General features: G+C 70.0%; 19 protein-coding genes, 1 tRNA gene and 1 pseudogene. 7 read left to right on the forward strand and 14 right to left on the reverse strand.

The annotated features are described in order from the left end of the window. Positions 1–31: 31 nt before the first annotated feature. Positions 32–724: a histidine phosphotransferase ChpT gene (gene chpT / locus OR37_RS08075; protein WP_004618019.1), complete on the reverse strand. Its 693-nt coding sequence runs from the start codon at positions 722–724 to the stop codon at positions 32–34. 171 nt (positions 725–895) lie between these two features. Between chpT and OR37_RS08080 the strand changes: the two genes are divergently transcribed. Together OR37_RS08080 and cysQ are read left to right on the forward strand one after the other, a co-directional pair. Then, on the forward strand, positions 896–1,081 hold the full coding sequence (locus OR37_RS08080; protein ID WP_004618021.1) for a DUF3553 domain-containing protein: 186 nt from the start codon (positions 896–898) through the stop codon (positions 1,079–1,081). Next, positions 1,078–1,860, forward strand: coding sequence for a 3'(2'),5'-bisphosphate nucleotidase CysQ (gene cysQ / locus OR37_RS08085; RefSeq protein WP_085953263.1), 783 nt, complete (start codon positions 1,078–1,080; stop codon positions 1,858–1,860). The genes OR37_RS08080 and cysQ overlap by 4 nt, the downstream gene beginning before the upstream one ends. A gap of 93 nt (positions 1,861–1,953) precedes the next feature. Here the strand turns inward: cysQ and OR37_RS08090 are convergent, their stop codons facing one another. Then, a complete protein-coding gene (locus OR37_RS08090; RefSeq protein WP_004618025.1) occupies positions 1,954–2,829 on the reverse strand; it encodes an EamA family transporter in 876 nt (291 codons plus the stop codon). 33 nt (positions 2,830–2,862) lie between these two features. Next, entirely contained in the window at positions 2,863–4,068 is a 1,206-nt protein-coding gene (locus OR37_RS08095; RefSeq protein ID WP_004618027.1) for a CaiB/BaiF CoA transferase family protein, read from the reverse strand. 126 nt (positions 4,069–4,194) lie between these two features. On the opposite strand from OR37_RS08095, the gene OR37_RS08100 reads away from it, so the two are divergent. After that, positions 4,195–4,872, forward strand: coding sequence for a DUF4142 domain-containing protein (locus OR37_RS08100; RefSeq protein ID WP_004618030.1), 678 nt, complete (start codon positions 4,195–4,197; stop codon positions 4,870–4,872). 13 nt (positions 4,873–4,885) lie between these two features. Here OR37_RS08100 and OR37_RS20980 read toward each other — a convergent pair. The 3 genes and pseudogenes from OR37_RS20980 to OR37_RS08110 all read right to left on the reverse strand — a co-directional run. Beyond that, positions 4,886–5,029: pseudogene (locus OR37_RS20980) on the reverse strand (PaaI family thioesterase); the annotation flags it as partial. Between the two features lie 49 nt (positions 5,030–5,078). Beyond that, positions 5,079–8,666, reverse strand: coding sequence for an ABC transporter permease/M1 family aminopeptidase (locus OR37_RS08105; RefSeq protein WP_004618032.1), 3,588 nt, complete (start codon positions 8,664–8,666; stop codon positions 5,079–5,081). A 14-nt stretch (positions 8,667–8,680) separates the two neighbouring features. After that, complete coding sequence (locus OR37_RS08110) at positions 8,681–9,559, reverse strand: ABC transporter ATP-binding protein (RefSeq protein WP_004618035.1); 879 nt, start codon at positions 9,557–9,559, stop codon at positions 8,681–8,683. A 186-nt stretch (positions 9,560–9,745) separates the two neighbouring features. On the opposite strand from OR37_RS08110, the gene OR37_RS08115 reads away from it, so the two are divergent. The 3 genes from OR37_RS08115 to OR37_RS08125 are packed head-to-tail and all read left to right on the forward strand — an operon-like array spanning position 9,746 to position 11,703. Further along, positions 9,746–10,426 (forward strand): fumarylacetoacetate hydrolase family protein, encoded by a 681-nt coding sequence (locus OR37_RS08115; protein ID WP_004618037.1) that lies wholly within the window; start codon positions 9,746–9,748, stop codon positions 10,424–10,426. 11 nt (positions 10,427–10,437) lie between these two features. Beyond that, on the forward strand, positions 10,438–11,070 hold the full coding sequence (gene maiA, locus OR37_RS08120; protein WP_004618040.1) for a maleylacetoacetate isomerase: 633 nt from the start codon (positions 10,438–10,440) through the stop codon (positions 11,068–11,070). Next, complete coding sequence (locus OR37_RS08125) at positions 11,071–11,703, forward strand: carbonic anhydrase (protein ID WP_004618041.1); 633 nt, start codon at positions 11,071–11,073, stop codon at positions 11,701–11,703. Between the two features lie 34 nt (positions 11,704–11,737). Here OR37_RS08125 and pbpC read toward each other — a convergent pair whose 3' ends face one another. The 4 genes from pbpC to OR37_RS20985 all read right to left on the reverse strand — a co-directional run bounded on the left by pbpC (position 11,738) and on the right by OR37_RS20985 (position 20,298). Beyond that, positions 11,738–13,831: a penicillin-binding protein 1C gene (gene pbpC / locus OR37_RS08130; protein ID WP_004618043.1), complete on the reverse strand. Its 2,094-nt coding sequence runs from the start codon at positions 13,829–13,831 to the stop codon at positions 11,738–11,740. An 82-nt stretch (positions 13,832–13,913) separates the two neighbouring features. Further along, positions 13,914–18,962: an alpha-2-macroglobulin family protein gene (locus OR37_RS08135; RefSeq protein WP_004618045.1), complete on the reverse strand. Its 5,049-nt coding sequence runs from the start codon at positions 18,960–18,962 to the stop codon at positions 13,914–13,916. An 84-nt stretch (positions 18,963–19,046) separates the two neighbouring features. After that, on the reverse strand, positions 19,047–19,883 hold the full coding sequence (locus OR37_RS08140; protein WP_004618047.1) for a carbonic anhydrase: 837 nt from the start codon (positions 19,881–19,883) through the stop codon (positions 19,047–19,049). Positions 19,884–19,986: 103 nt separating this feature from the next. After that, a complete protein-coding gene (locus OR37_RS20985; RefSeq protein ID WP_004618049.1) occupies positions 19,987–20,298 on the reverse strand; it encodes a hypothetical protein in 312 nt (103 codons plus the stop codon). Positions 20,299–20,440: 142 nt separating this feature from the next. On the opposite strand from OR37_RS20985, the gene OR37_RS08150 reads away from it, so the two are divergent. After that, positions 20,441–22,096 carry a M61 family metallopeptidase gene (locus OR37_RS08150; RefSeq protein WP_004618051.1) on the forward strand — a complete coding sequence of 552 codons (1,656 nt, stop codon included), beginning with the start codon at positions 20,441–20,443 and terminating at the stop codon, positions 22,094–22,096. Between the two features lie 32 nt (positions 22,097–22,128). Here the strand turns inward: OR37_RS08150 and OR37_RS08155 are convergent. The 4 genes from OR37_RS08155 to OR37_RS08170 all read right to left on the reverse strand — a co-directional run bounded on the left by OR37_RS08155 (position 22,129) and on the right by OR37_RS08170 (position 25,431). Further along, positions 22,129–22,204, reverse strand: a tRNA-Thr gene (locus OR37_RS08155). Between the two features lie 41 nt (positions 22,205–22,245). Then, on the reverse strand, positions 22,246–23,793 hold the full coding sequence (locus OR37_RS08160) for a heme biosynthesis protein HemY (RefSeq protein ID WP_004618052.1): 1,548 nt from the start codon (positions 23,791–23,793) through the stop codon (positions 22,246–22,248). Next, positions 23,790–24,710: a COG4223 family protein gene (locus OR37_RS08165; RefSeq protein WP_004618054.1), complete on the reverse strand. Its 921-nt coding sequence runs from the start codon at positions 24,708–24,710 to the stop codon at positions 23,790–23,792. Before OR37_RS08165 ends, OR37_RS08160 begins: the two co-directional genes overlap by 4 nt. A gap of 43 nt (positions 24,711–24,753) precedes the next feature. After that, positions 24,754–25,431, reverse strand: coding sequence for a uroporphyrinogen-III synthase (locus OR37_RS08170; RefSeq protein ID WP_004618056.1), 678 nt, complete (start codon positions 25,429–25,431; stop codon positions 24,754–24,756). Positions 25,432–25,434 lie beyond the last annotated feature (3 nt).

The raw sequence follows: 25,434 nt of genomic DNA on the forward strand, positions 1-25,434 counted from the left end.
GAATCGAGTCGCGGCGAATACATTTTTACGTTCAGGCGGCCGGAACCCAGGCGGCGATGCTGGCGCGCTCCTCGCCCACCTCGACAGCGATCTGGCCGCCCGCGGCGCGGACCAGGGCGTTCAGATAGGCCGCCTGCACCCAGGGACCGCCCAGGCCCTCGGCCAGGGGCTGGCCCTTCAGCCCGGCCAGCACCTCGGGACGCAGGCGCGCCCGGGGGCCGACCGCGTCGGCGATGATCGAGAAGCGGCCGTCGGCGGCCACGCCCTTCAGCGTCGCCACGCCGCCGGCCGGAAGGGCGCTGGCGGCGATCTGGGCGATGTTGAGAATGGCTCGCGAGGCGGGCTTGTTCATCGCCTGCGGCTCGATCTGCCAGTCCAGGGTCGGGCGCACGTGGGCGAACACGCCCTGGGCCAGCTTTTCCAGCTCGCGCGAGTCGAAGTTCTCGGCCGAGGCCGAGGCGCCGAACGCCACGCGCGTGAACTGCAGCAGGTCGGCCAGCTTGCGGGCCGACGAAGCGATCAGGTTCATGGCGTCGTCGCGCATGTCCTGCGCCGCCGGATCCTCCAGCAGGTCGAGGCCCGAGACGATGGCGCTGGCCGGACTGATGAAGTCGTGGCAAAGGCGCGCGGCCAGCATGGCGGCGAAGTCGGGGCCCTGGACGTCCATTTCGGGGGCGGCGGGGGCCGGGCTCGCGGGGGCGGTCTCGGAGACAGGGTCGGTCATGGCGGCGAACTTTGTCGTGATTTGAGGCTTTGGCAAACGGGGCTGTCCCCGAAAAGCCGTCGGCCGAAGGCGGATCTCGGCTGACCGGCTATCGACCTTCGGAGAAAAAATCGAGCCCGTTTGGTCCGTTCCAGATTTCATCCAGACCGGACAAGCCCTAGGAACGCATCCGTGATCGATCCTTTTCTAGAGCCCGGCGTCCTGGTGCGCCATCCCGGCCAGCCCGATTGGGGTCTGGGCCAGGTTCAATCCGTGATCGGTCATCGCGTGACGGTGAATTTCGAAGAGGCCGGCAAGCAGACGATCGACGCGACGCGCGTCCGTCTGGTCTTCGTCGGCGACGACCCCCGGGGATGACAATGAGCAGCGAGACCCTCGCCGACTGGGGCCGCGCCCTGGCCAAGATCACCGAAGAGGCCGCCCTGGTCATCCTGCCGTTCTGGCGGACCGAGCTGGCCGTGGCCCAGAAGGCCGACGAAAGCCCGGTCACCGAGGCCGACCGCGCCGGCGAGCGCCTGATCCTCGACCGTCTGGCGACGCTGTGGCCGGACGTGCCGGTGGTCTCCGAGGAGCACGCCAGCGAGTTTGGAACGCCGGACGCCATCGGCCCGCGCTTCTTCCTGGTCGATCCGGTCGACGGCACCAAGGCCTTCGTGCGCGGCGACCCGAACTTCACGGTCAATATCGGCTTGATCCAGGACGGCGTTCCGGTCGCCGGCGCGGTCTGCGCCCCGGCCACGGGCGAGGTGTGGTTCACCACCGCCCAGGGCGCGATGAAGCGCGACGGCGTCGACGGCGCCGAGAGACGAGCCCATGTTCGCCCCTGGCCCAAGGGCCAGGCGCTGGGTCTGGTCAGCCACACCATGCGAGAGGAAAAGGCCGCGGAACTGGCCGCCCAGTACGGCTTCGACCTGCGCGCGCCGATGGACAGCTCGATCAAGATGTGTCGCATCGCCGAGGGCTCGGCCGACATCTATCCGCGCCACGGCCCGACCTCGGAATGGGACACCGCGGCGGGTCACGCGGTGCTGGTCGCCGCCGGCGGGACCTTCACCCAGCCGGACGGCGCGCCGTTTCTGTATGGCAAGGCCGACCAGGGCTTCCGTAACGGCTGGTTCGTGGCGCGAGGCGGCTGAGAGCCCGCGACCTCGTCCTTCGACAGGCTCTGGAGTCAAACGTTCAGAGCGCGGTCGAGCGGTCAAGCCGCTCACACTTAGACCTAACGCGCGCTAAGGCGCCAGCTCCTCCGGCCCCGCCTCCGGCGGCGTGGTCAGGATGGTCCCGACCGACGCCGCCACGATGGCGGCGATGGCCAGCCACTGGGTCAGGACCAGCTGCTCGCCGAGGATCGCCAGGCCCGCCAGTGCGCCGACCGCCGGCTCGACGCTCAGCATGACGCCAAAGCTGCGCTTGGGAATGCCCTGCAGGGCGACCATTTCCAGCGAATAGGGGATGGCGCTGGACAGCAGGGCGACCAGCAGGCCCAGCGCCGCCAGCCTGGGGTGGAACAGGTGGGCGCCGGCGGAGACCAAGCCGATCGGCACGACGATCAGGGCCGCCGTGCTCATGCCCAAGGCCACGGTGCGGCCAGCGTGCAGGTGTCCGACCCGCTTGCCCAGCAGGATATAGAACGCCCACATCACCGCCGCGACGCAGGCGAAGGCGACGCCCGCGGGATCCAGCCGCGTCGCGCCCGGATCGATCGGCAGCAGCAGGGCCAGGCCCATCACGGCCAGGCCGATCCAGACGAAATGGATCAACCGGCGCGAATGGGCCACGGCGACCAGGAGCGGGCCCATGAACTCGATGGCGATGGCCAGGCCCAGCGGAATGGTGCGGATGGCCATGTAGAAAGTCAGGTTCATCAGCCCGACCACCGCGCCATAGGCCGCGACCTTCTTGAGGTCCTCGCGCGAGATCGGGTGGCGCCAGGGTCGCCAGACGAGCAACAGGATCAGGGCCGCGAACCCGACGCGGTAAGCTGAGACGCCCTGCGCGCCAGCCAGCGGGAACAGGCTCTTGGCGAACGACGTGCCGACGCACAGCGTCACGATCGAACCCAACAGGGCGGCGTAGGGCAGGAAGCGGGCGCGGGACGCGGACATGGCCCAGCTTTTAGGGAAGCTCGTCCCGTCCGGCTAGATCACGCCCCGCGACCGCAGTCCCGCGATCGCCTCGACGTCGAGGCCGGCTTCGGCCAGGACCGCGTCGGTGTGCTCGCCCAGCGTCGGACCGGGCCAGCGCACGCCGCCCGGCGTCCGCGTCAGCCGGGGGAAGGCGTTCTGCATCTTGATCGCCCCGAACACCGGATGGGCCACGGTGACGATCGACTGGCGGGCGGCGAATTGCGGATCCTTCAGCATGTCCGGCGCGCGATATATGCGACCGGTGGCCAGACCCGCGGCTTCCAGCTTGGGCAGCAGGTCCTCGATGTCCTGGTCGGCGGTCCAAGCGGCGATGCGCGCGTCCAGTTCGGCCTGGTGAGCGCCTCGGGCCGCATGGTCGCGATAACGGACGTCCTCGGCCAGGTCGGGCCGGCCCATCAGGTCGCAAAGCCGCTTGAACAGGGTGTCCTGATTGGCGCCGATCAGGACGAGCTCGCCCGACTTGGTCGGATAGACATTCGACGGCGCGATGCCGGGCAGCACCGCGCCCGAGCGCTCGCGGACATAGCCGGTCAGGTCGTACTCGGTGATCAGGTTCTCCATCACCGTCAGCACGCTCTCATAGATGGCCGCGTCGACCACCTGACCCTTGCCGGTGCGCTGTCGGGCGTGCAGGGCCATCATCACGCCAAGGGCGGCGTTCAGGCCCGACAGGCTGTCGCCGATCGAGATCCCGGCCCGCGCCGGATTGCGGTCGGGCTCGCCGGTGATATGGCGAAGGCCGCCCATGGCCTCGCCGACCAGGGCGTAGCCGGCGCGCTTTGAATAGGGCCCCGTCTGGCCAAAGCCCGAGACCCGGGCCATCACCAAGCCAGGGTTGGTCTTGGCCAGGGCCTCGTAGCCCATGCCCCATTTCTCCAGCGTGCCGGGGCGGAAGTTCTCGACCACGACGTCGGCCTTGGCGATCAGAGCGCGAGCGATGTCGCGGCCCTCGTCGGTGCGCAGGTCGACGGTCACGGACTTCTTGTTGCGGCCGATCACCGGCCACCAGGGCGAAAGCCCCTTGGGCTTGGAGCGCCCCCACTGCCGCATCGGGTCGCCGACCTTGGGGTCCTCCAGCTTGATCACCTCGGCGCCGAAGTCGCCCAGGACCTGGCCGCAGAACGGGCCCGCGATCAGCGAGCCCATCTCGATCACCCGCAGGCCCGCCAGAGGGCCGCCGGAATTTTCCTGGGTCATTCGAATTTATCCCCCTGGACCAGGAACCGTTCACGGGTCCGTGATGTTTCTTCAGCGTACGGCGAACCGCGGCGCCGAAGCCTTACCCCTCAATACAAAAAGAACTCCAGGGAAAGACAGAGAGCCATGACCCGTCACCTGATTCTCGCGACCGCCGCCGTGGCGGCGCTGAGCTTGGCCGCCTGCGGCCAGAAGTCCGACGAAACCAAGGGCGCGGCCACGCCCGCCGAGCAAGCCGCGACGCCGGACGCCAACCCCGCCGCGACCGTTCCGACCCCGTCGGACGAGACCAAGGCCGACGTCTTCGTCGCCAAGGCCGCCGACAGCGACATGTTCGAGATCCAGGCCGGCAAGCTGGCCGGCTCGCGCTCGACCAACCCGTCGGTCAAGAAGTTCGCCGCCGAGATGGTCAAGGCCCATACGGCCACCAGCGACGGCCTGATGGCCGCCATCAAGACCTCGGGCGCGTCGATCACGCCGCCGACCGCGCTGTCGAAAGACATGCAGGACAAGCTGGACGACCTGACCAAGGCCGACGCCAAGGACTTCGACAAGAAGTACGCCGACGACATGGTCGACGCCCACCAGTCGGCCCTGAACCTGCTGCAACGCTACGCCCAGGACGGCGACACGCCCGCCCTCAAGACCTTCGCCGCCGACACCGCGCCGAAGGTCCAGAAGCACCTCGAAATGGCCAAGGGCCTGAAGAAGGGCTTCGGCACCGGCGAGGACATGGCCAAGGCTCAGGAAAAGGCCGACAAGGCTCAGGCCAAGGCCGACGAGAAGGCCGCGCCGAAGCCGTAATGCCGGCTGGACTTCAGGGAAGCGCGTCGGCGACCGTCGCCTTGGCGGCCGGACGCTCTCGACCTTCGGTCCACAACGGAATATCGGCCGTCGCGATGCGGCGGCCCAGCTTCAGAAGGGCGGCCTCCGCATGGAGGTCGCCCGGTTTGCATCCGCGCGGGAGGGCTTCAAACGCAGCCTCTTCCGCCCCAAGGCTCGGGCTTCGCTCAATGGCCCACCTTGATCGTGTTGTCGTCGCCGTTGCGGTCGATCACCGTGTTGTAGGGATCAATCCCCGCGAAGCTCGGCGCCCGGTCCGTCACGAAGGTGAAGGTCTGCACGCCCGACCGGACGGGCCGCCGCTCGTAGAGAACCACGTCCTTGGTCGAGAAGCCTTTGTCGCCCGGCTTGGCCGCGAACAAGCCGATGTCCATGGTCTCGTCCAGCGGCGCGGCTGTCTCCTTGCCCTTCCCGTCGGCGTACTTCTTCTGGGCGTCGACGATCAGTCTGACCTCGTACTTGCCGTCGTTCCGCTTCTTCACCGAGGCGCTCTGAGCCTGCAGGTCATAGAGCGTGATCTTCTCGAACAGGTCGGTGATCAGGGCCTGCTTGTCGGCCGGAGCCTCGGCGCGCAGCAGCGTTAGGAAGTCGTTGGCGTTGGGATAGGGCGCGCCCTTGAAACCGTACTTGGCGATCAGCTCGCGCAGGGCCCGGTTGACGGCCTCTTCTCCAATCTCGGCCTGCAGGCGGTACATGACCAGCGAGCCCTTGCGGTAATAGATGTAGGGCTGGTTCTCGACCCTGGCCAAGGGCTGCTCGTCGATCGGATCGCCGCCGCGTGACCGCAGGTAGCTGTCCAGCTCGAACTTCAGGAACTTGCGGATCTGGTCCTCGCCATAGGTGTGCTTCATCACCATCAGGGCCGAGTACTGGGCGAAGGTCTCGCTCAGCATCGATCCGCCCTGTTGGTCGGCGCCGATCACCTGGTGCGCCCACCACTGGTGGCCGATCTCGTGGGCGCCGACATAGGTGACCATGTCGATCTTGGTCGGATCGCGGTAGTCGGAGATGAAGAACAAACCCTCCGACCACGGAATGGTGTTGGCGAACGACTGGGCGAACCGGGCGTAGTCGGGGAACTCCTGAATCCGTAGCTGGCGGAACTGGTAGGGCCCGAAATTGGCCTGATCGTAGTCCAGCGACCGCTTCATCGCCGCCTTCATCCGGTCGACGTTCCAAGGGTGCTGGGCGTCGTAATAGACGGCTAGGTCGACGCCCTTGTAGGCCTCGCGCGCCACCTGGTAGCGGGCCGACTGGATCGAGACGAAGGGCAGGATCGGCGCATCGGTGACGAAGCGCGCCGTGCGGCGGCCGTTCTTGACGATGTCCGAGACCCTGTAGCCCGGCGCCACCGGCGTCTGGTCGGCCTCGGTGGTGACGGTGATGTCGGACGTGACGAAGTCGGCGTCCTTGCGCAGGCCGTTGAATTGCAGCGAGGCGACGTCGCCCAGCTTGGCCATCCGCTGCTCGGGCGGCAGGCCGTACTTGCGGCGCTTGGCGCGGTCCTGCAGCAGGCCCGCGCGTGACATGCCCAGGATCGGCGCGATCTCCATGTTGTTGACGAAGGTGCCGTTGTCGACCACCCGCGTCTCTGGGTCGCTATTGGGGAAGCCGCGCTGGGCTCGCACGGTGATGAAACTCATCTTGCGCCGCTCGCCTGGCCGCATCGGGGTGTCGAAGGCGAAGATGCGGTAATTGAAGCGCTCATAGGTCTTCTTGGGCCGCGCGCCCTCGATCGACAGGCCCTTGACCTTCAGGTCGCGATCGAAGCGGACATGGATCTCCTTCAGCGGCGCGTCGGTCTTGTTCTCGATGACATAAGCGCCCTTGGTCTCGACGCGCGGCGCGTGTGGGCGCAGGTCGACCTCCAGCGTCATGGCCACGATCTTGGGCTGGGGCGTGTTCTCGAACGGCAGCAGGGTCTTTTCGTAGTCGGCCTGCCACTGTTCGTTGTCGATCTTGGTCCGGTAGGCGTTCCAGACATTGGTGTTCAGATAGATGAACCCGCCCAGGCCGACGAAGGCGACCAGGGCCAGTCCCATCAGCACGCCGGCGCCGCCGGCCAGCCGACGCGGCAGACGGATCAGGCGCGGCAGCAGCCGGGTCTCCGTCCCGCGCCGCCACAGGCCGTAGGCCAGCACCAGCAGCACCGTCGCGAAGGCGGTCCAGTAGGCGCGCAGCCACCAAGCCCCGATCCAGAAGTTACCCAGCCCGTTCATGTCCGAGAACGGCGTCTCGGTCGTCGAGCCGTAGTTGTAGAGCTTGGACTCGAAGCCGACGCTGGAGAGGGTGATGGTGCTGACGATGTAGACGACCATCAGGCCCCAGCCGACGAACTTGTGCGGGCTGATCGACTGCAGGAACACCGCCAGAATAGCGACCAGAATGAAGTCCGCAGCCTGCGGCAGCACGTACCACAGCAGGTATTTTTCGAGCTCGAAGTGGAAATAACCGTGGAAGGCCTGGCTGAGCGCGGCGGCGACCACGCTGACCAGCAGGGTCGAGATCAGGACGAGGGCGATGGCCAGGGTCTTGGGGGCGACGAAGGCCCAGTCGGGCACGGGCGTGGCGTCGATGATCTCGTGGGTCTTCCTCTCGCGCTCCCGCCAGACCAACTCCCCGGAATAGTAGATGGCGATGATCATGGGGATCAGGCCGAACGACCCCAGCAGTGGGTTCAACAGCACGCGCGTGACCGGATAGACGACGCCGCCATAGCGGTCCGCGTCCGTCGCGAACCACAAGGCGCCCATCGCGTTCGCCAAGCCCAGAAACAACAGCACGAAATAGGCGGGGCTCTTGAAGACCTGGCCCATGTCCAGCCGCGTGCGGACCACAAGCTGAGCCCAGGCCGTCGCGCGGTCGAACCGCGGCTTCGGCGGTTCGCCTCCGAGCGCCGGCGGGGCGGCGGCGGCCTCCGTGGCGCTGGTCTTCCGGATCTTGCGTCGCCCCGACATCTCGGCCGACTGGAAGCGGAACAGACCATAGGCCGCCGCCAGGCAACCGATCGACAGGGCGAGGACAAAGAGGCGGTTGAACAGGAAGCTCCCGGCCAGCGCCGGGGTGAGGCTATTGCGTTCGCTCGCCGTCCAGTACTTGGCGGCCAAGCCATAGGCGGCCGTGCCCAGCGGCTCCCACGCCGCGGCGATCTTTTCGAATTCCGGCCGGTCCAGCGCGATGTTGGCGATGATCCAGAGGACCATGAAGCCGATGACGCCGACATAGGTCCACATCATCGAGCGCGTGATGGTCGCCAGGGCGAAGAACATTGACGAGGTCAGCAGCAACGACGGCAACGCCAGGACCACGTAGGAGAAAAGGTAGGCGTGGAGCGCGTTGGGCCCCAGCGTTTCGCGGTCGACCCACCACATGTGAGAACCCAGCCAGATGGCGAAAGGCACGACCAGGAAAGAGCTCGCCACCGCCAGGAAGGCGCCCGCGAAGCGACCGTACAGATAGTCGAACTTGCTGATCCGGGTCGACCGCAAGATCGGCCCGAAACCCGTCTCGTCGTCGCGGATCACGACATTGGCCACGAAGGCCGTGGTCACGAACATGTAGAGGATCGAGAAGGTCAGATGGCTTCTGGCCAGCGCGTAGGGGCCGTTGCGATGGTCGCTGGGATTGAGGCCGATATGGAAATTGCTCCAGGTCGTCGCGGCGAAGGCCATCAGGAAGAAGAGGACCGCCACCACCCAGAACACGGGCGACTTCAGCTGGTAGCGGAATTCGAACCCCGCGATCTTGCGAAACATCGGCCCGCTCCCCGTCAGGCCGCGCGGCGGGTGGACGACAGGGTCGAGAAATAGACGTCCTCGAGCCCGCCCTCGACCGGCGCGAAACCGTCGCCAGGATCTTGATCGGATTCGACGTGGATGACCGTGCGACCGGCCAGCAAGCGGGTCGAGATCACCTGGTGACGGGCCTTCGCGGCCTCGAGTTCGGCCTTGTCGATGGTCTTCTTCCAGATGCGCCCCTTCAGCTGGCGCACCAGGTCGCCGGGCGCGCCGTCCTTGACGATGCGCCCCTCGCAGATGATCGCCATGGCCGGGCAGAGGTCGGAGACGTCCTCGACGATGTGGGTCGACAGGATCACCACCACGTTCTCGCCGATCTCGGCCAGCAGATTCAGGAAGCGGTTGCGCTCCTCGGGATCGAGGCCGGCGGTGGGCTCGTCGACGATGATCAGGCGCGGGTCGCCGATCAGGGCCTGGGCGATGCCGAAGCGCTGGCGCATACCGCCCGAGAAGCCGGCGATGGCCTTCTTGCGCACGGTCCACAGATTGACCTGGTTCAGCAGGCTTTCGACCGTGTCCTTGCGTTCCTTGGCGCCGGCGATCCCCTTCAGCACAGCCATGTGGTCGAGCATGTCGTAGGCCGACACGCGCGGATAGACGCCGAAGTCCTGCGGCAGATAGCCCAAGGTGCGGCGCAGCAGTTCCGGCGTCTTCAGCACGTCGATGTCGCCGAACCGGATGTGGCCGGAGGTCGGGGCCTGCAGCGTGGCGATGGTGCGCATCAAGGTGGACTTGCCGGCCCCGTTGGGACCCAGCAGACCGTACATGCCGCGCGGAATCGTCAAGCTCACCTCGTCCAGGGCGCGAACCCCGTTGCCGTAGACGTGCGTCAGATTCTCGATGATCAGCATGTGCGTCCTTAAGCCCCCGGTTAAGCTCGCCAGCCCCCCAACTGTCATGGCCCGAGCACGACGGCCCGGGCAAGTGAAAGAACGTTTATCGGCTCTCTTCGACCACGGTATTTCTAAGCCGCGACCAACGCCGTCGTCGTTCGAGAGGGGTTTTGGCGAGCGCTGTTTGGGTCTAAACCCAGCGCCATGACGTCCTACGCCTTCCCCCCGCACGCCATCCCGACGGTCCCGGTGGAGGGATCGGACGCCGCCTTTCCGGTTCGCCGCATCCTGTGCGTCGGCCGCAACTACGCCGCCCACCGGCGCGAGATGGGCGGCGACGAGCGCGACCCGCCCTTCTTCTTCGCCAAGCCGGCCGACGCCATCGCGCCGCTGAAGGACAAGATCGCCTATCCGCCGGCCACCAGCGACCTGCATCACGAGATCGAACTGGTCGTGGCGCTGAAGAGCGGCGGCGCCGACCTGTCGGTCGACGAGGCCCTGGCCGGCGTGTTCGGTTACGCGGTCGGCGTCGACCTCACGCGTCGCGACCTGCAAGGCGCGGCCAAGGCCAAGGGGCAGCCCTGGGAAGCCGGCAAGGCCTTTGACCAAAGCGCCCCGATCAGCGCCATCCGCGTGATGGACGCCCCCGCCGCCGAGGCCGCTGTCACCCTGTCGGTCAACGGCGAAGAACGCCAGCGCGGCCAGGTGGGCGACATGATCTGGAGCATCGGCGAGGTGATCGCCAAGGCCAGCCAGCTTTGGACCCTGGCCGCCGGCGACCTGATCTTCACCGGCACGCCCGAGGGCGTCGGCGCGATCGCGCGCGGCGACCGGATCGTGGGCGAGGTCGAGGGCGTGGGCCGCCTGGAATTCACCCTGGTCTAAAGGGCCATCCCATGAAGCTTGTCCTGCACAGCGCCAAGCGCGCCAGCGCGCCCTATCGGGTCCGCATCGGCCTGAATCTGAAGGGCGTTCCCTACGAGATCCGTCCGGTCGATCTGGTCGCCAACGCCCATCACGCCGAGGACTATCGGGCGCTGAACGGCCAGGGCCTGGTCCCGACCCTGATGGTCGACGGCCGTCCGCTGACCCAGAGCCTGGCCATCCTGGAATGGCTGGACGAGACCCTTCCCGAACCGGCCCTCCTGCCGACCATGCCCTACGAACGGGCCATCGCGCGCGGCATGGCCGAGATCATCGCCTGCGACATCCACCCGCTGAACAATCTGCGCGTGCTGCGCCAGCTGACGGCGATGGACATCGGCGAGACCGAGCGCGACGCCTGGGTCGCGCGCTGGATCGGCGACGGCTTTCGCGCCCTGGAGCCGATGGTGGCCCAGCACGCCGGCGCCTTCGCCTTCGGCGACGCGCCAGGCCTGGTCGACTGCCTGCTGGTGCCGCAGGTGTTCAACGCGAACCGATTCAAGGTCGATCTGTCGCCGTTCCCGGCGATCGCCACCGCCGCCGCTCGCGCGGCCCGGCATCCGGCCATCGCGGCCGCCCACCCCGACCACCAGCCGGAGCGTTAGATGCTTGAGGATCTGAAAGCCAACAACGCCGTCTGGTCGCAACGCAAGACCCAGGTCGATCCCGACTTCTTCAAGCGCCTGGAAGGCCAGCAGACGCCGGAATATCTGTGGATCGGCTGTAGCGACAGCCGCGTGCCGGCCAACGAAATCGTCGGCCTCGACCCGGGCGAACTGTTCGTCCACCGCAACGTCGCCAACCTCGCCCCGCCGCAGGACGCCAACTATCTGTCGGTGCTGCAGTTCGCGGTCGAGGTGCTGAAGGTCAAGCATATCATGGTCGTCGGCCACTATGGCTGCGGCGGCGTGGCGGCGGCCATCGACGGCCAGCGGCGGGGTCTGGTCGACCACTGGCTGCACCCGATCCGCGAGGTCCACGCCGAACACAAGCACGAGCTGGAAGCGATCCCCGAGGAGCGCGCCAGGCTCGACCGCCTGACCGAGCTGAATGTCGCCCGCCAGGTGCGCAACGTCGCCGCCGACGTCTTCGTCCAGGACGCCTGGGCGCGCGGCCAGTCCCTGGCCGTGCACGGCTGGGTCTATTCGCTGAGCAATGGCCTGGTCACCGACCTCGACATCGGCATCGCCAGCCTGGCCGACTACGAGCGCGTACTGTCGAGCGCGAGCCGGCCTTAGGGGCTTTAAACGGGGGCGGGGTAGACCGCGTCCCCTACCCGCCCTTGATCCGCACCCGCGCCTTGGCCTTGCGGCCCCGCGCGTCGACCACTTCCAGCCTGTAGAAGCCCGCCGCGGCCGGCTTCCAGATCGCGCGGCCACTGACCGGGTCTGGGTCCAGGGGGCGGCCTTCGACGTACCAGGTCACGCCCTCGCCCTCGGCGGCCAGCACCAGGCCCCGCGCGCGCGGGCCCAAGGCGTCGACCTGCACCGACGCGCCGTCGGGCGGGAAGATCAAGCGCGGGCCGTCCTCCCCGCCCAGCTTCTGGAGGCCCAGGGGCGCGGCCTTCGGCGCGATCGGACGCGGAGCCGAGGCGGGCGCGCCCACGGCGTCGGCGACGTCGAACAAGAGCGGCAGGGCCGCGTCGCGTCCGGTCAGCCCGCCGCGCGCGCCGCCGTCGGCCCGCCCCGTCCAGACCAGGATCGCGTAGCCGCCAACCACGCCCGCCGCCACGGCGTCGCGAAAGCCGTAGGAGGTGCCGGTCTTGAACGCCATCGACGGCCCGCCGCGCGTCAGCGGCGAGGGGGCGCGACCTTTCGGGGCGGGAGCTTCGCGCAGGATATCCAGCACCTGCCGGGCGGCTTCCGGGCGAACCAGGCGCGTCCCGGCCGAGCGTTCGCGGACGGCGGCGTCCGTCTCGGTCCAGGCCAGGGGCTTGGCGACGCCGCCATCGCCGAGCGCCGCGTAGAGCATGACGAGATCGCGCCAGGTGATCCCCTCGCCGCCCAGGGCAAGGGCCAGGCCCGCTTCCTTCAGCTGGGCCTTGGGCCGCGCCAGACGCGCGCCGGTCGCCTCGATGCGTCCGGCGAAGGTCTCGGGGCCCAGCTTCTCCAGCGTGGCCACGGCCGGAACGTTCAACGAATGGGCCAGGGCCTCGCGCACCGTGACCTTGTCGTGGAACACGCGGTCGAAGTTCTCGGGCTGGTAGTCGGCGAAGCGCGTGGCGTTGTCCTGCAGTTGGGTGTCGGGCGCGACCAGACCGTCGTCCATGGCCATGGCGTAGATGAACGGCTTCAGGGCCGAGCCAGGCGAGCGCAGGGCCTGGGTCATGTCGACCCAGCCGCCGGGGCGGTCCCGGCCGGCCGAACCGACGGCGGCGCGGACGGCGCGGGTCTTGATCTCGACCACCAGCACGGCCGCGGTCGCGTCGGGACCCTGGCTCGCGGCCACGGCGGCGACCATCGGTTCCAGCTTGGCCTGCAGGTCGGCGTCGATGGTCGAGACCACGCTGGCCTGGCCCGGCGGCGCGGCGCGCGCCAACTCGCCCGCCACATGCCAGGCCAGGGACGGAAACGGCGCGCGACGCGGTAGCGGCTCGGCCCCTGCTTCCTCGGCGGCGGCCGTGGTGATCGCGCGGGACCGAACGAGCTTGTCCAGCACCGCCCGCCGGGAGGCCCGGGCGGCTTCGGGATGGCGATCCGGACGGCGCGCCTCGGGAGACTGCGGCAGAGCGATCAGCAGGGCCTGCTCGCCGTCGGTCAGGCTGGAGGGCTCATGGCCGAAATAGCCCAGGCTGGCCGCCCGCGCGCCTTCCAGATTGCCGCCATAGGGCGCCAGGGTCAGGTAGAGCGCTAGGATCTCGCGCTTGGACAGCCGCGACTCCAGCTGAACGGCGCGGACCATCTCGATCAGCTTCGCGCCGACATTGCGCGGTCGCGGCTCCAGCAGCCGCGCGGTCTGCATGGTCAGGGTCGAGGCGCCGGATGTCGGGTGGCCATGCAGGATCGCCGAGCCGATCGCCCGGACCAGCGACACCGGATCGACGCCAAGGTGCCACCAGAATCGCGCGTCCTCGACACGGATCAGGCGTTTCTGAAAGGTCGCGTCGGTCCGGTCCAGATCGGCCCGGATCCGCCAGCGCCCGTCCTCGACCGGCAGGGCGCGCAGCCAGGCGCCGCGACGGTCCAGGATGACCGGCGAGGAATGCCGGGCCCGAGTCATGTCCGGCGGGAAGGCGGCGTTGAGGGCGGCGAGGGCGACCTCGACGGCCAGGACGGCGACGAGCATCTTGGTGATCAGCCGAACCCGCCCGTCCCCCGGGATGTAGGAGCGGTCGGGCGTGGCGGCGGCCAAGGGATCGGACGACATCAACGATCCGCCCTATCCTGACGCGCTGTCACCCCCAACCTCGCCCTTCCCCCATTCAGGGGGAAGGGAGAGCCGCCGACCATCATGGCCCCGGCGCGATCGTCGCGCGCGAGGCCTCGGAACGGGCGACCACCGCCGGGTGGTACATGTCCTTGGCGATCGCCCCCGGCAGGAAGAAGCTGCCCGGCGTCACCGCCCGGGCCACATAGGCCAGGGCGAACGGCTTGCCCCCTTCCAGGCTCATCGCGGCGATGAACCGGTCATCGCGGCTCTCCTGGACGCTGGCGGCGGTCAGCGTCCCGAGGAACTTGAACGGCCCGTTCTGGGCGTCGTCGGCGCCCAGGGTCGTTTCGATCTCGAAGCCGGCCGGCAGGGCGTCGTCGACCACCAGGGCGGTGGAGCGCGCCTGCATCGAGTGGCCGGAGACCAGCACGATGACCCGATCGCCCTGGCGGATGGCGGCCGGATCGACCGCGCCGCCACTCATCGAGAACAGCCGCTTGCTGACCGACAGTCCGCTGGCCGAGGCCGGCGGGGCCGAGGTCGGGGTGCCGCGCACGCTGACAGTCCGCCACAGCACGCCCTTGCCGGTGTTGACGAAGCGGGCGTCGGTCAGCTTGCCCACCGCCCAGCGCGGCGCGCCGCCGGCCGGGGGCAAGGGGTTGGCCCCCGTGGCGTTGATCGAGATCGGGCCCGAGGCCTGGATCAGGGCGTTGGCCGCGTGCAGCAGCGCCGCCTGCTCCTGGGTGTTCAGCGCGTCCGGATCCTTGACCGTGTTCTCCAGACGCCCTTGCAGCTGGCGGGCGACGTCCATCATGCCGGACTCGGCGGCCAGGGCGGTCAGCACCGCCGTATCGCGCAGCGGCGACTGGTACCAGTCCAGCTCGTCCTTGTAGCCGAGGCTGGACACCGCCTGGCGCATGGCCGAGCGGGCGCGGGCGTTGTCGCCCATACGCGCCAGGCCGGCGGCCACATAGGCCTTGGCCACGGGTTGGCTCTCGTCCTTCATCTGAACGTCGTGCCACCAGCGCAGGCGGGCCAGATCCCCCTTGCCGGCCTTGGCCATCACATAGAGGGCGTAGGCCGAGGCCCGGCGGCGCATCCGCTCGGTGGCCTTCTTGGAAGCGTCCTCGTTGCCGGCCCACCAGCCCGGATAGGACATGCGGTAGGCGACCGAGGCGAAGCCCTCCGGACGGCTGACCTGACGCATCGCGCCGACGGCCTTGTCGATGGCGCTGTCGGGCACGGCGACGCCCTGGGCCTTGGCCTCCAGCAGGAAGTCGACAACATAGGCGCCCAGCCAGGGATCGGCCTCGGCGTCGCCGACCCGCCACAGGCCAAAGGCGCCGTCCAGGGTCTGGCGGTCCAGCAGCTTGCCCACCGCCCCGGCCAGGGCGGCCGGCGTGCGCTTCAGCTTCGGATCGCTCGAGAAGGTCTGGGCGTACAGTAGCGGGTAGGCCGTCGAGACCAGCTGCTCGGTGCAGCCATAGGGATAGCGCTGCAAGGCCACCGCGATCGCCGAGGGGTCGAAACCGCGGATCGGCGAATAGCTGACCTGCATCGTCACGTCGCCCGCCGCCAGACCGGCCAGCAGCGGATAGGACGGGGTGAAGGTCTCGCCCGGCTTCTGAGGCTCCACCGTGGTGCGCACCACGTCGCCCCAGCCCAGGCGGGTCTGGATCGGATAGTCCTTCTGGGTGGCGAAGCCGGGGCCCGCGACCTTGAAGCCGATCCGGCCGACGCCGGTGACGTCCGGCGCCAGGAAGGGGATCTTCTCGGCGATGCGCTGGCCCAGGATCAGCTGGAACACCTTCTTGAAGACGACCTTGAGCCCGCCCATCGAGAAGGCCTCGGCCGTATAGGCGCCCGGCTTGCCCTCGACATTGTGCAGCTCCAGAGTGGCGAAGGCCTGGTCGCCCGGCGCCAGGAAGCGCGGCAGGTTCAGATCGGCCACCACCGGCTGGCGCACGGTCAGCGGCTTGGTCGCAGAACCGACCGCCGTGTCGGTCCAGGCCACCGCCTGAATCCGCAGTTCGCCGTTGAAGTCGGCCGCCGGCAGGCGGATCACCGCCTTGCCGTCCAGGCCCGTCTCCACGACGCCGGACCACAAGGCCACCGTCTTGATCGGCGTGGTCGTCAGGCCCTCGCCGCCGACCTCGTCGCCGCCGAAATTGACATTGGCGGGCGCGCCCAGGTTCGGGTCCAGCAGGCGGCCATAGTCGTCGCGATAGTTCAGGGTCAGGGCGCGCTTGCCGAAGTACCATTTCACCGGGTCGGGGCTTTCCTGGTGGGTCAAGCGCAGGATGCCCTCGTCCACGGCCGCGATCGTGACCTTGGCCTTCTGGCCGAGACCCAAGCCGCCGACCCTCACTGGAATCTCGACCGGCGCCTTGCTGTCGATCTTGGCGGGCGAGCCCAGATCCACGGTCAGCTTGCGGTTCTTCGGGTCCAGCGGAACATAGACGAGCCCCAGCGCCCGACGCGGCTTGGGCGAGGCGACCGGGTCGCGCGGCTGCACCACGCTGACCATGACATAGGCCCCGCCGCCCCAGGCGGCGTTGGTCTTCAGCCGCACGGTCGTCCCGTTCTCGCCGACGCTGACCGTCTTGAAGTCGATCAGGCGGTCGGTGGCGACGGCGACCTGGGCCTCGCCGGCATAGGGCGGCTTCAGGGTGATCTCGACCGTGTCGCCCTGGACGTAGGCCTTGGTTCCGGCGGTCACGCGGACCACGTCCGGCGCCTCGCCCTCCTTGGCGGGCGAGCCCCAGCCGGCGGAGAAGCGGGTCACGGTCCGAGCGCCGTCCGCGCCCTCGATCTCCAGGCGATAGTCGCCCCAGCCGAGACGGCGCGAGAAGCGCGCCGGCTGGCCGGCGCCGATATTGACCGCCGCCTTGGCCACGATCGCGTCGCGGCTGCTGCGCCGCCACTGCCAGCGGCCGTTCTGCTGGAACCAGTCATAGTCCCAGCGCTCGGCGATCAGGGTGTAGGTGGCGGTCGCGCCGATCCGCTGGCCGGCGGCGTTGACGGCGATCATGTCGAGGCTGACCGGCGGATCGCCCCGGCCGGCGTCGCCCTGCTCGACCTTGACGCCGTAATAGACGGCCTTGGGACGCACCTTCAGCTCCAGCCCCTCGCGGACCGGGCGGCCGCCGGGCTCGAACACCGAGGCGGTGACGGCGGCGACCAGCGGCTGGTTGGTGTCGCCCGCCTGGTCGGTCCCGACCGATAGCGTGGCCCGGCCCTCGCCGTCGGTGACGGTGGAGCCGAGGTCGAGGAACTTCTCCTCGAACGGCTTGGCCGCGTCGCCCCAGGCATAGTCCTTGAAGGCGGGGAACGGGTTGGGGTCGGCGCGCAGGCGCGCCTCGCCCTGCGTCTGCAGGCCCGCGCCCGGCGCGCCGTAGAGGAAGCGCGCGGTGACGTCGACCTTACGGGTCTGACCCGCGCCGACCGGCTGGGACTCCTGGCCCGTCGTGGTGACGGCCAGCCGCTGGGGCGCGAAGTCCTCGACCGAGACCGACAGCGAGCCGACCGCGTCCTCGATACCCTCGACATGCAGCTCGGCGGTCCAGCGCCCGCGCGGCGCCGAGCGCGGCAGGGCGATGTCGGCCAGCACCGCGCCGGCGTTGGCCTGGCTGAACGGATAGCGCTTGAACTCGACGCCCGAGGGACGCTTGACGATGATCTCGCCCTTGCGGTCCGAGACGGCCTTGGCCATCCGGTCGCGGACCATGGCCGTCAGGTGGACGGTCTCGCCGGGGCGATAGATGCCGCGGTCGGCGTAGAGATAGCCGTCGATGTCGGTGGCGACGCTGCGGCCGTCGACGCCGCCCTCGGTGCGACCGCCGACGCCCTGCTTGGAAAGATCGACCGGCGAGCGGTCGAGGTCCAGCACCGCCAGGTCGCCCTGCGGGCCATAGGCCATGACCATCTTGGCCCGCGAGGCGCCCTCGCCCTTCAACAGCGGCCTCAGGAAGCGCACCCGGCCGTCGGCGTCGCTCTGGGATTCGGCCAGGGACTCGCCATCGGCGGCGACCAGGGCCACGCGCACGCCCGACAGGGTCTTGGCGCTCTTCAGCGAGCGGACCACGACGTCCAGGCTTTCGGAGCCGTCATAGGCCAGCATGGCCATGTCGGTGAACACGATCCAGCGGCGCGCCTGGGCCGGGTTGTTGTCGCTGTCGGTCTCGGCGCTGCGGCCGCCCGAGGCGTCGCGCGCCTTGATGACATAGGCGCCGGGCTTCATCTCCTTCAGCACCGCGCCCAGCGGGAAGACCGTGGTGGTCTTCTGAGCCGTGGCGCCGCCGGCGACCTGGACCTTGCCCTTCCAGACCTGGCGGCCGTCGTCGCCGACGGAGTCCTCGCCATAGTCGCCGGCCCAGTCGCCCTCGCCGGTCGGATCGGGGGCGCTGATCGACTTGCGCACCAGGTTGCGATCCGGCACGCGCCAGACCTCGATGGCCAGGGTCTGGACGTTGATCGTCTCGATGCCGACGCCGTCCGACTCCTCGCGCGGCAGGATCACGCCGTCGCCGGCGAAGCCGACATAGGGAGGCTTGTCGCCAAAGGTGAAATCGACATCGGCGTTGGCCGCCAAGGTGTCGCCGCCCTTGGCGGGCAGGCCCTTGAGCAGGGTAATGCGATGGTCGGTGAAGCCGACGCCGCCCAGGCACAGCTCGTCGCCCTTCACGCGGACCGAGGGCTGGCGGCCGAGATCCGGCGAGACCAGCACGAAGTCGGCATAGGGCTTGGACGGATCCAGGTCCTTGCTCATCCGGACGCAGGCCAGGGGATCGGGACCGCTGGTGTCGACGCGGGTCTGCCAGACCGCGAAGCCCTCGGGCTTGGGAATGCCGCGCCGGGGCGCGTTGGCCGATCGCGGCTTGCCGAACAGCGACCAGGCCTCGCCCTTGACCGACTCCGCGCCGGCCGGCTTGGTCCCGCCGAAGAACAGGCCGCCCTTGCCGACCGCGAAACCGCCGCCGAAGCCGATCACCAGGGCCGCCGCCACCGCCACGGCCACCGGGCCCTTCAGAGCGGCGGGCCAGCGATCGGCGACCTGCTGGCGCAGGCGCGCGAAACGGGAAGCGAAGGTGTCGCGGGCGCCTTCCGGCGGCGTCTCGTCCGTCGACATCCGTTGTCTCCCCATGTCTTGCGCGGTTCAGGAGCGACTTGAACCTAAGCGCGAGCGGGGGTCAACGGCGCCGCGATGACACTGTCAGGCGTCGAACGCCACCTGGCCGCTGGCCAGGTCGTAACAGGCCGAGACAATCTTCAGCCGGCCCTCGCCCAGGCGCTCGGCCAGCACGCCGTCGGCCACCCGAAGGCGCGCGGCGACGTCGCGGACGTTCTGGCGGATCGCCGCGTCCTTCAGGTCGGCGGGATGCTTTTCCTCGGCCTCCAGCACGGCCGGAACGATGGGCAGCACCATCTCGAACAGGGCGCCGTGCAGCTCGGCGTGCTTGGTCGCCACGTCGACGGCGGCGCTGACCGCGCCGCATTTCGTGTGGCCCAGCACCACGATCAGCGGCGCGCCCAGGTGCTCGACGGCGTAGACGATCGAACCCAGGCCTTCGCGGCTCACCGTCGAGCCCGCGACGCGGACCACGAACACCTCGCCCAGATTGCAGTCGAAGATCAGCTCGGGCGCGACGCGGCTGTCGCTGCAGCCGACGATGACGGCGAACGGCGCCTGACCCTGGGCCAGCTCGCCCAGGCGGCCCATCGACGGCAGGACGATGCTGGCGCCGCCCCGCGCGAAGATGGCGTTGCCCTGCTTCAGCCGGCCCAGCGCCTCGTCGGGACTGATCGCGGCGCGCGGCTCGGCCGACGCGGGCGCAGGCGCGGCGGGCGCGGCCGGGGGCTTGGGATTGAGATCGGCCAGCGCCTTGTCGAGGGCGGCCCTGTCGGACGCCTGGGTCTTCAGCGCCTTGCGCGTGCGGCGGCCCTTCTTGGTCAAGAGGCTGGGCTTGGGCGGATCGTCGCCCTCGGCGAAGGCCAGGGCCGGCGCGGCCAGACCCGCCAGCGCTCCCAACAGGAGCCGTCTCGAAACCATCTCGTCCCCCGACGCGGTCTAAGGTCTCGCGACCCTAGGGCGACGGGCTCAAGGCAAGGTTAACCGAAGCGTCGGCGACCTTTTTGTCGCACCGAACGGGGCGTCACGAGCGGCTGAGATCCATGCCCAGGGTCGGCCCGATCCCATCGGGATGGTCGCCGAAATAGTGACCCTCCGAACGCCGCTTGGCCACGGCCTCGAGCCGCCGGCGCAGGTCTTCGTTCAGGTCCAACTTCGGCGCGTCCTCGGCCGCGTCGCCGTCGTCGGCCGGGATCGACGCGGCGATCACCTGCCGCAACCGCGCCCCAAACCGCGCGTCGTCGTGACTGCCCGTCTCGGGCGGCGCGTCGAGGAAGGTCATCACCTCCTCCAGCGCGGTTTCGTCATCAACGGCGGGATGGGCGGTCTTGGTCATGGCGACGCTCCTTGTGGCAGGAGAACGGGGTCGGCCACGGCAAAGTTCCGCGACAGTCGTCAAGGCGGTGGCGCGGAGCGAGGAACCACCTCAGGATGTCGAGGCGGCGAAGAAACGGGGAACGGTCTTGCGTGGATTGGCGATGGTCCTGGCGATCACGTTGGGCTTGGCGACAACGGCGGCGGCCCGGACCGCGCCGGTCACCTATACGGTCTCGCCACGCTTCGATCATGGCGCCCTGGTCGCGCTGCGGGTCCGCATCGACCTGATCGCGGACGCCAGCGGTCGCGCGCGCCTTCAGCTCCCCGATCACTGGATGGGTCATGACCGTTTGTGGCGAAACTTCCGCGACCTGACCGTCGACGGCTTCGCCTCGATCGCCGAGGACGGAGACAGCGTCCGCGTCCTCCGCGCGACGCCGGGCGGCCGCCTGACCGTCCGCTACGATATTCCGTCCGCGATCGACCACGAGCCGAAAGACTCCGACCCTGATGGCTCGCCCGCCCTGCCTTGGGTCCGACCGGACTGGTTCTACGCCTTGACCGCCACCGCCCTGCCCAGGATCGAGGGGCACGACGACGCGCCGGCCCAGTTCCGCTGGTCCGGCTGGCCCAAGGGCTTTCCGGTCGATTCGTCCTTCGCCGGCCAAGCCAAGCTGACGGTAGGAGACATGGCTCGGGGCCAGCTGATCGGCGGTCGCGGCCTGCGGACCACGCGCGCCGGCCCGCTGCGGTTGGTCATCCACGGCCGGCTGGACGCCGTTCCCGACGCCGTGCTGGCCCAGGAACTCTGGACGATCCTTCGCGCCGAACGCGCCTTCTTCGGCGACGACGCCGGCGCGCCCTACATGGTCGCCGCCGCGACGATCGCTTCGGCCGGCGACCAGTCTTTCCACGGCGTCGGCCTGAACAAGGCCTTCAGCCTGACGGCGACGCCCGGCATGACGTTGGAGGATCTGCGTCCCTATCTCGCCCACGAGTTCTTCCACGAATGGAACCCGTCCAGGCTGGGAGCGCCCCTCCTGGAGCCGCGACGCTACTGGTTCAGCGAGGGCTTCACCGACTTCTACATGCGTCGGCTCCTGGCGCGCGAGCGCCTGATCACGCCCTCGCAATTCGTCGCGCTGTGGAACGATATGCTGCGCGCCTACGCCGCCTCGCCGGCCCGGCGCATGACCGGCCAGGAGGCTGGAAAGGCGTTCTGGACCGACCCCATGGCCGAGAAGCTGCCCTATCAGCGCGGAGCCTTGCTGGCGGCGCTGTGGGACGAGCGGCTGCGCGCCAAGGGCGCCAGCCTCGACGACGTCCTGCGAGCCCAGGCTAAGACCGCCGCCGCCCGTCCCGATGTCTCGCCGATCGATCTCTTCGCCGAGGAAATGGCCAAGCATGGCGTCGACGTCGCGCCCGACATCGAAGCCTATGCGAAACGCGGCGAGCCGATCGTCTTGACCCCCACGGCCTTCGCGCCCTGCGCCGACGTGATCGAGGTCACGGTTCCGACGTTCGACCTCGGCTTCAAGCCCAAGGCCGACGCCTCAGGGGTTCTGACCGTCACACAGCTCCGCCCGGACACGCCCGCCGCCCGCGCCGGCCTGCGCGACGGCGACGTCATCGCGCGGAAGCGGGCCGGAACGAACGGCGACTCGACCCAGCCCTACGAACTCGACGTCCGCAGCGCCGACGGCGTGACGCGCGCGGTCAGCTTCCTGCCGCAAGGCGCCGGCCAGATAAGCTTCCAAAAGCTGAGCCTGCGCCCGGAAGCGGCGGCCAATCCGGCCCTATGCGACTTCAAGCGCTAGGCGCCTCGATCCGACGATGTTCTGGAAAAGAGTGGTGCCGCCTAGGTGACTCGAACACCTGACCTACGCATTACGAATGCGCCGCTCTACCGGCTGAGCTAAGGCGGCCCACGGACCCCGAAGCGGCTGCCCCGGGGCGAAGGGAGCGCCTATTTAGCGGCGCGCGAGCCGCTTGCCAAGCGCCGTCTTGCGCCAGATTTGCGACGAGGGGCCGGACCCCCGCCCTTGGGACCCTCCGGAGGGTCGGAAATCGGCGGGGCGTCGAAGACGCCGGGGTCGTCCGGAATGGGCAGCAGGGCCCCGCCGGTCTCGGCCGCGCGGATGAAAGGGGTCGATTCCACATAGGCCGAGGGCAGTTCGGGCAGGTCGTTCATCGTCCGCTCGCGGCGCTCGTGGCGCGGATGGATCAGCTGGCCGGTCTCGACATAGCTGACCGTCAGGCGGGCCCAGTCCTCGCGGTGATAGGCGAAGGCGCGGCCCTCGGGGTCGAGATCGGACCAGTCGGGCTCGCGCGCGGCCTCGGCGCCCCGGAAGACCCAGGCGCGGGCCTCGTCGGCCTCGCCGTTGGCGGCGGCGACCCGGGCCATCAGGCCGGCGAACCGCGCGGTGGGGGCGTCGTGGTCCAGGAGGCGGGCGGCGGCGCGGGCGGCGGCGGGGTCGCCGCCGATCAGGGCGCTCTCGACCCGCAGGATCCGGCTCTCGCGCGCGTCGGGCTTGAGGGCCGCCAGGGCCGCCAGGCGATGGGCGCGGGCCTTGGGGGTCTCGTTGGTCTTCAGGTCGCGATAGGCCAGCCACAGGGCCGGGTGCGGCTGGACCTTCCAGGCGGCTTCGATCAGCTGGCTGGCCTTGGCGGTCTTGCCGTCGTCGGCCAGCAGGCGGGCGGCCATGACCACGCCGGGGGCGAAGTCGGGCTTCAGCTTGGCCGACTGGGTCGCGAAGTCGAGGGCCTGGGCGCGGGTCTTGGGCTCCAGCGCGTCTTCCAGGCTGGCGGCCGAGGCGGCCAGCAGGGCGGCGCGGCCGCGCTCGGCCTCGGCCGGGGTGATGATCTTGCGCTCCAGCCCGCTTTGGACCAGCTCCAGCGCGGCGGCCCAGTCGCCGGCCTCCAGCCGGGCGTCCAGAAGCGCGCGCCAGGCCCAGCGGGCGGTGCGGGCCAGGCCATAGGCGGTTTCGGCGTGGCGGACGGCGGCGGCCTTGTCGCCCTCGGCCAGGGCGGCTTGCATCAGGCCGCGCAGGCCCGCCAGGCGCATCTCGGGAAAGCCCAGCATGGCGTTGTAGGCGGCCTTGGCGGCGGGAAGGTCGCCGGCCGCCTCGGCGGCCTGGGCGGCCAGGACGCGAACCAGGGCGGGGGCCTCCTCGGCCAGCTCGGCCGACTTCTGGGCCAGGCGGCGGGCTTCGGAGCCGTCGCCGGCGGCCACGGCGAGGAAGCCGCGCGACAAGGCCTCGACCGCCGACTTGCGCTTGGCCTCGGCCCGGGCGCGGGCGGCGCGGCGCGGGGCCTCGACGACCCATATCACCGCGCGCCAGATCAGGGTGAACAGCAGGGCCGAGAACAGGGACAAAAGCGCCGCGGCCGCGGCGGTCATCTCGACGCGCCAGCCCATCCATTCCAGCCACGCGCGGCCAGGCTCCCCGGCCAGGGCCAGGGTCCCGACCGCGACGGCGGCGACCAGGAAGAGGGCGAAGGCCAAGCGGATCATGGCGCCGCCGGGGGCGCCGCGACCAGCGGCGCGTCTTGGGGAACCGGCGCCCGCGAAGCGCGCGACAGGCCCGCCAGGGCGTCGGCGCGCACGGCGGACAGGTGGCGGTCGATGTCGATCCGGCGGTTGGCGGCGGCGGCCCACGGCGCCAGCACGTCCTGCGTCGCCTGGGGCAGGCCGCTCAGGGCCTGAACCGCGGTCTCGACATCGCCTTCCTCAAGCAGGTTCTGGATGCGGGCCAGAACGGCGTCGGGCGTCGAGCCCTTGGTCGAACCGACATGACGGATCGAGACGATGCTGGACAGCGCGTAGCGGATGCGGGCCAGCAGGTCGGCGTCGGCGCCCGGATCGCGCGCGGCGCTGGCGGCGCGGCCGGCCAGGGCCTGGAACTGGGCTGACAAGCCCGCGCGGGTCGGGGCGCCGGTGCGGGCCAGGGGCTCCAGCGCGCGCAGGTCGGGCGACGGGGGCAGCACGCGCTGCAGCCCGGCCAGTTCCTCGCCGAACGGACGCGAGGTCGCCGCCGCGTCGGACAGGGTCGAGACGGCCAGGGCGGCGGCGGCGGCGTCGACCACGCCCTTCTGGGCGCCTTCCAGGGCGGTGATTCGGCCGTCCAGACGTTCCACGTCGGCGGCGGCGGCGGGCGGGGCTACGGCCGTCTGGGTGGTCTCGACCGGGGCCTCGACCAGACGCTCGGCCGGCGGGCGCGGGCTGGGCGCGGCCGTCACCGCGCTCTCGGCCGTCCGAGCCTTGGCCGGGAACAGGGTCGGGCCGTACCAGGCCACGCCCGCGCCCAGGATCGCGCACAGCAGACAGGTCAGCAGCCAGAGCCAGACGCCGGGTCCCATCACCCGTCGGCGGGCATAGAGCGCCGGATCGCTCGGCGCGACGATTTCAGCGGGGTCTGGAACGGCGTTCATGGCCCATTCGTGCCCCACGCGCGCGCGCCGCGCAACGTCGCGCTTAAGCCTTCAGCAGGTCCAGCAGCGCCGAGTCGTCGGGGCGCGCGGCGACGGCGACGACGGCGAGGTCCCGCACGGGCGCGGCCACGGCCTCGGACAGGCAGAGGACGCGCGGCCGGAGCGTGTTTCGCCGGGCCAGGATCGCCGCCAGGGCCCGGGCGGCGCGCGGCGAATGCAGCAGGACGGTCGCGGGCGCCGCGAGGCGCGCGAGCGTCTCGTCGGAGGGATCGCGGATGATCGTCCGATAGACGGCGAGGCCTCGCGCCGGAACGCCCAGGCCGCTCAGCAGGGCGACGAGATCGCCGGCCGGCGCGGTCGTCCCCGCCCACAGGACCGGTCCCGGAGCCGTTTCCGCGATCAACCGCGCCAGGGCCTGGACGTCGCCGTCGGCGCTGGTCACCGAGACGAAGCCCTCGGCCTCGGCGACGCGGGCGGTGGCGCGGCCCACGGCGAAGACCGGCAGGCCCCGCTCGGCGCTTCCGCGCGTGAACGCCTCGACGCCGTTGGCGCTGGTGAAGGCCAAGGCCCGAACATCGGAGAGGTCGACCGCGAAGGCCAGGGTCTCGACCGCCAGCAGCGGATCAACCACCGCCTCGAACCCCAGCGCCGCGACGCGGGCGGCGGTGGTCTCGGCGCCGGGACGGGCGCGGGTGATCCAGACCGGCGCGCCCGAATCCATCGG

The sequence above is a fragment of the Caulobacter vibrioides OR37 genome, assembly GCF_000372645.1.
Taxonomy (GTDB): Bacteria; Pseudomonadota; Alphaproteobacteria; order Caulobacterales; family Caulobacteraceae; genus Caulobacter; species Caulobacter vibrioides_E.

Coding starts and splice junctions, on each gene's coding strand:
- OR37_RS08140 (WP_004618047.1), bottom strand. CDS start 19,883: ATGGTTTCGAGACGGCTCCTGTTGGGAGCGCTGGCGGGTCTGGCCGCG.
- chpT (WP_004618019.1), bottom strand. CDS start 724: ATGACCGACCCTGTCTCCGAGACCGCCCCCGCGAGCCCGGCCCCCGCC.
- OR37_RS08170 (WP_004618056.1), bottom strand. CDS start 25,431: ATGGATTCGGGCGCGCCGGTCTGGATCACCCGCGCCCGTCCCGGCGCC.
- OR37_RS08095 (WP_004618027.1), bottom strand. CDS start 4,068: ATGACCCAGGAAAATTCCGGCGGCCCTCTGGCGGGCCTGCGGGTGATC.
- OR37_RS08125 (WP_004618041.1), top strand. CDS start 11,071: ATGCTTGAGGATCTGAAAGCCAACAACGCCGTCTGGTCGCAACGCAAG.
- OR37_RS08160 (WP_004618052.1), bottom strand. CDS start 23,793: ATGATCCGCTTGGCCTTCGCCCTCTTCCTGGTCGCCGCCGTCGCGGTC.
- OR37_RS08100 (WP_004618030.1), top strand. CDS start 4,195: ATGACCCGTCACCTGATTCTCGCGACCGCCGCCGTGGCGGCGCTGAGC.
- cysQ (WP_085953263.1), top strand. CDS start 1,078: ATGACAATGAGCAGCGAGACCCTCGCCGACTGGGGCCGCGCCCTGGCC.
- OR37_RS08110 (WP_004618035.1), bottom strand. CDS start 9,559: ATGCTGATCATCGAGAATCTGACGCACGTCTACGGCAACGGGGTTCGC.
- maiA (WP_004618040.1), top strand. CDS start 10,438: ATGAAGCTTGTCCTGCACAGCGCCAAGCGCGCCAGCGCGCCCTATCGG.
- OR37_RS08150 (WP_004618051.1), top strand. CDS start 20,441: ATGGTCCTGGCGATCACGTTGGGCTTGGCGACAACGGCGGCGGCCCGG.
- OR37_RS08090 (WP_004618025.1), bottom strand. CDS start 2,829: ATGTCCGCGTCCCGCGCCCGCTTCCTGCCCTACGCCGCCCTGTTGGGT.
- OR37_RS20985 (WP_004618049.1), bottom strand. CDS start 20,298: ATGACCAAGACCGCCCATCCCGCCGTTGATGACGAAACCGCGCTGGAG.
- pbpC (WP_004618043.1), bottom strand. CDS start 13,831: ATGTCGTCCGATCCCTTGGCCGCCGCCACGCCCGACCGCTCCTACATC.
- OR37_RS08105 (WP_004618032.1), bottom strand. CDS start 8,666: ATGTTTCGCAAGATCGCGGGGTTCGAATTCCGCTACCAGCTGAAGTCG.
- OR37_RS08115 (WP_004618037.1), top strand. CDS start 9,746: ATGACGTCCTACGCCTTCCCCCCGCACGCCATCCCGACGGTCCCGGTG.
- OR37_RS08135 (WP_004618045.1), bottom strand. CDS start 18,962: ATGTCGACGGACGAGACGCCGCCGGAAGGCGCCCGCGACACCTTCGCT.
- OR37_RS08165 (WP_004618054.1), bottom strand. CDS start 24,710: ATGAACGCCGTTCCAGACCCCGCTGAAATCGTCGCGCCGAGCGATCCG.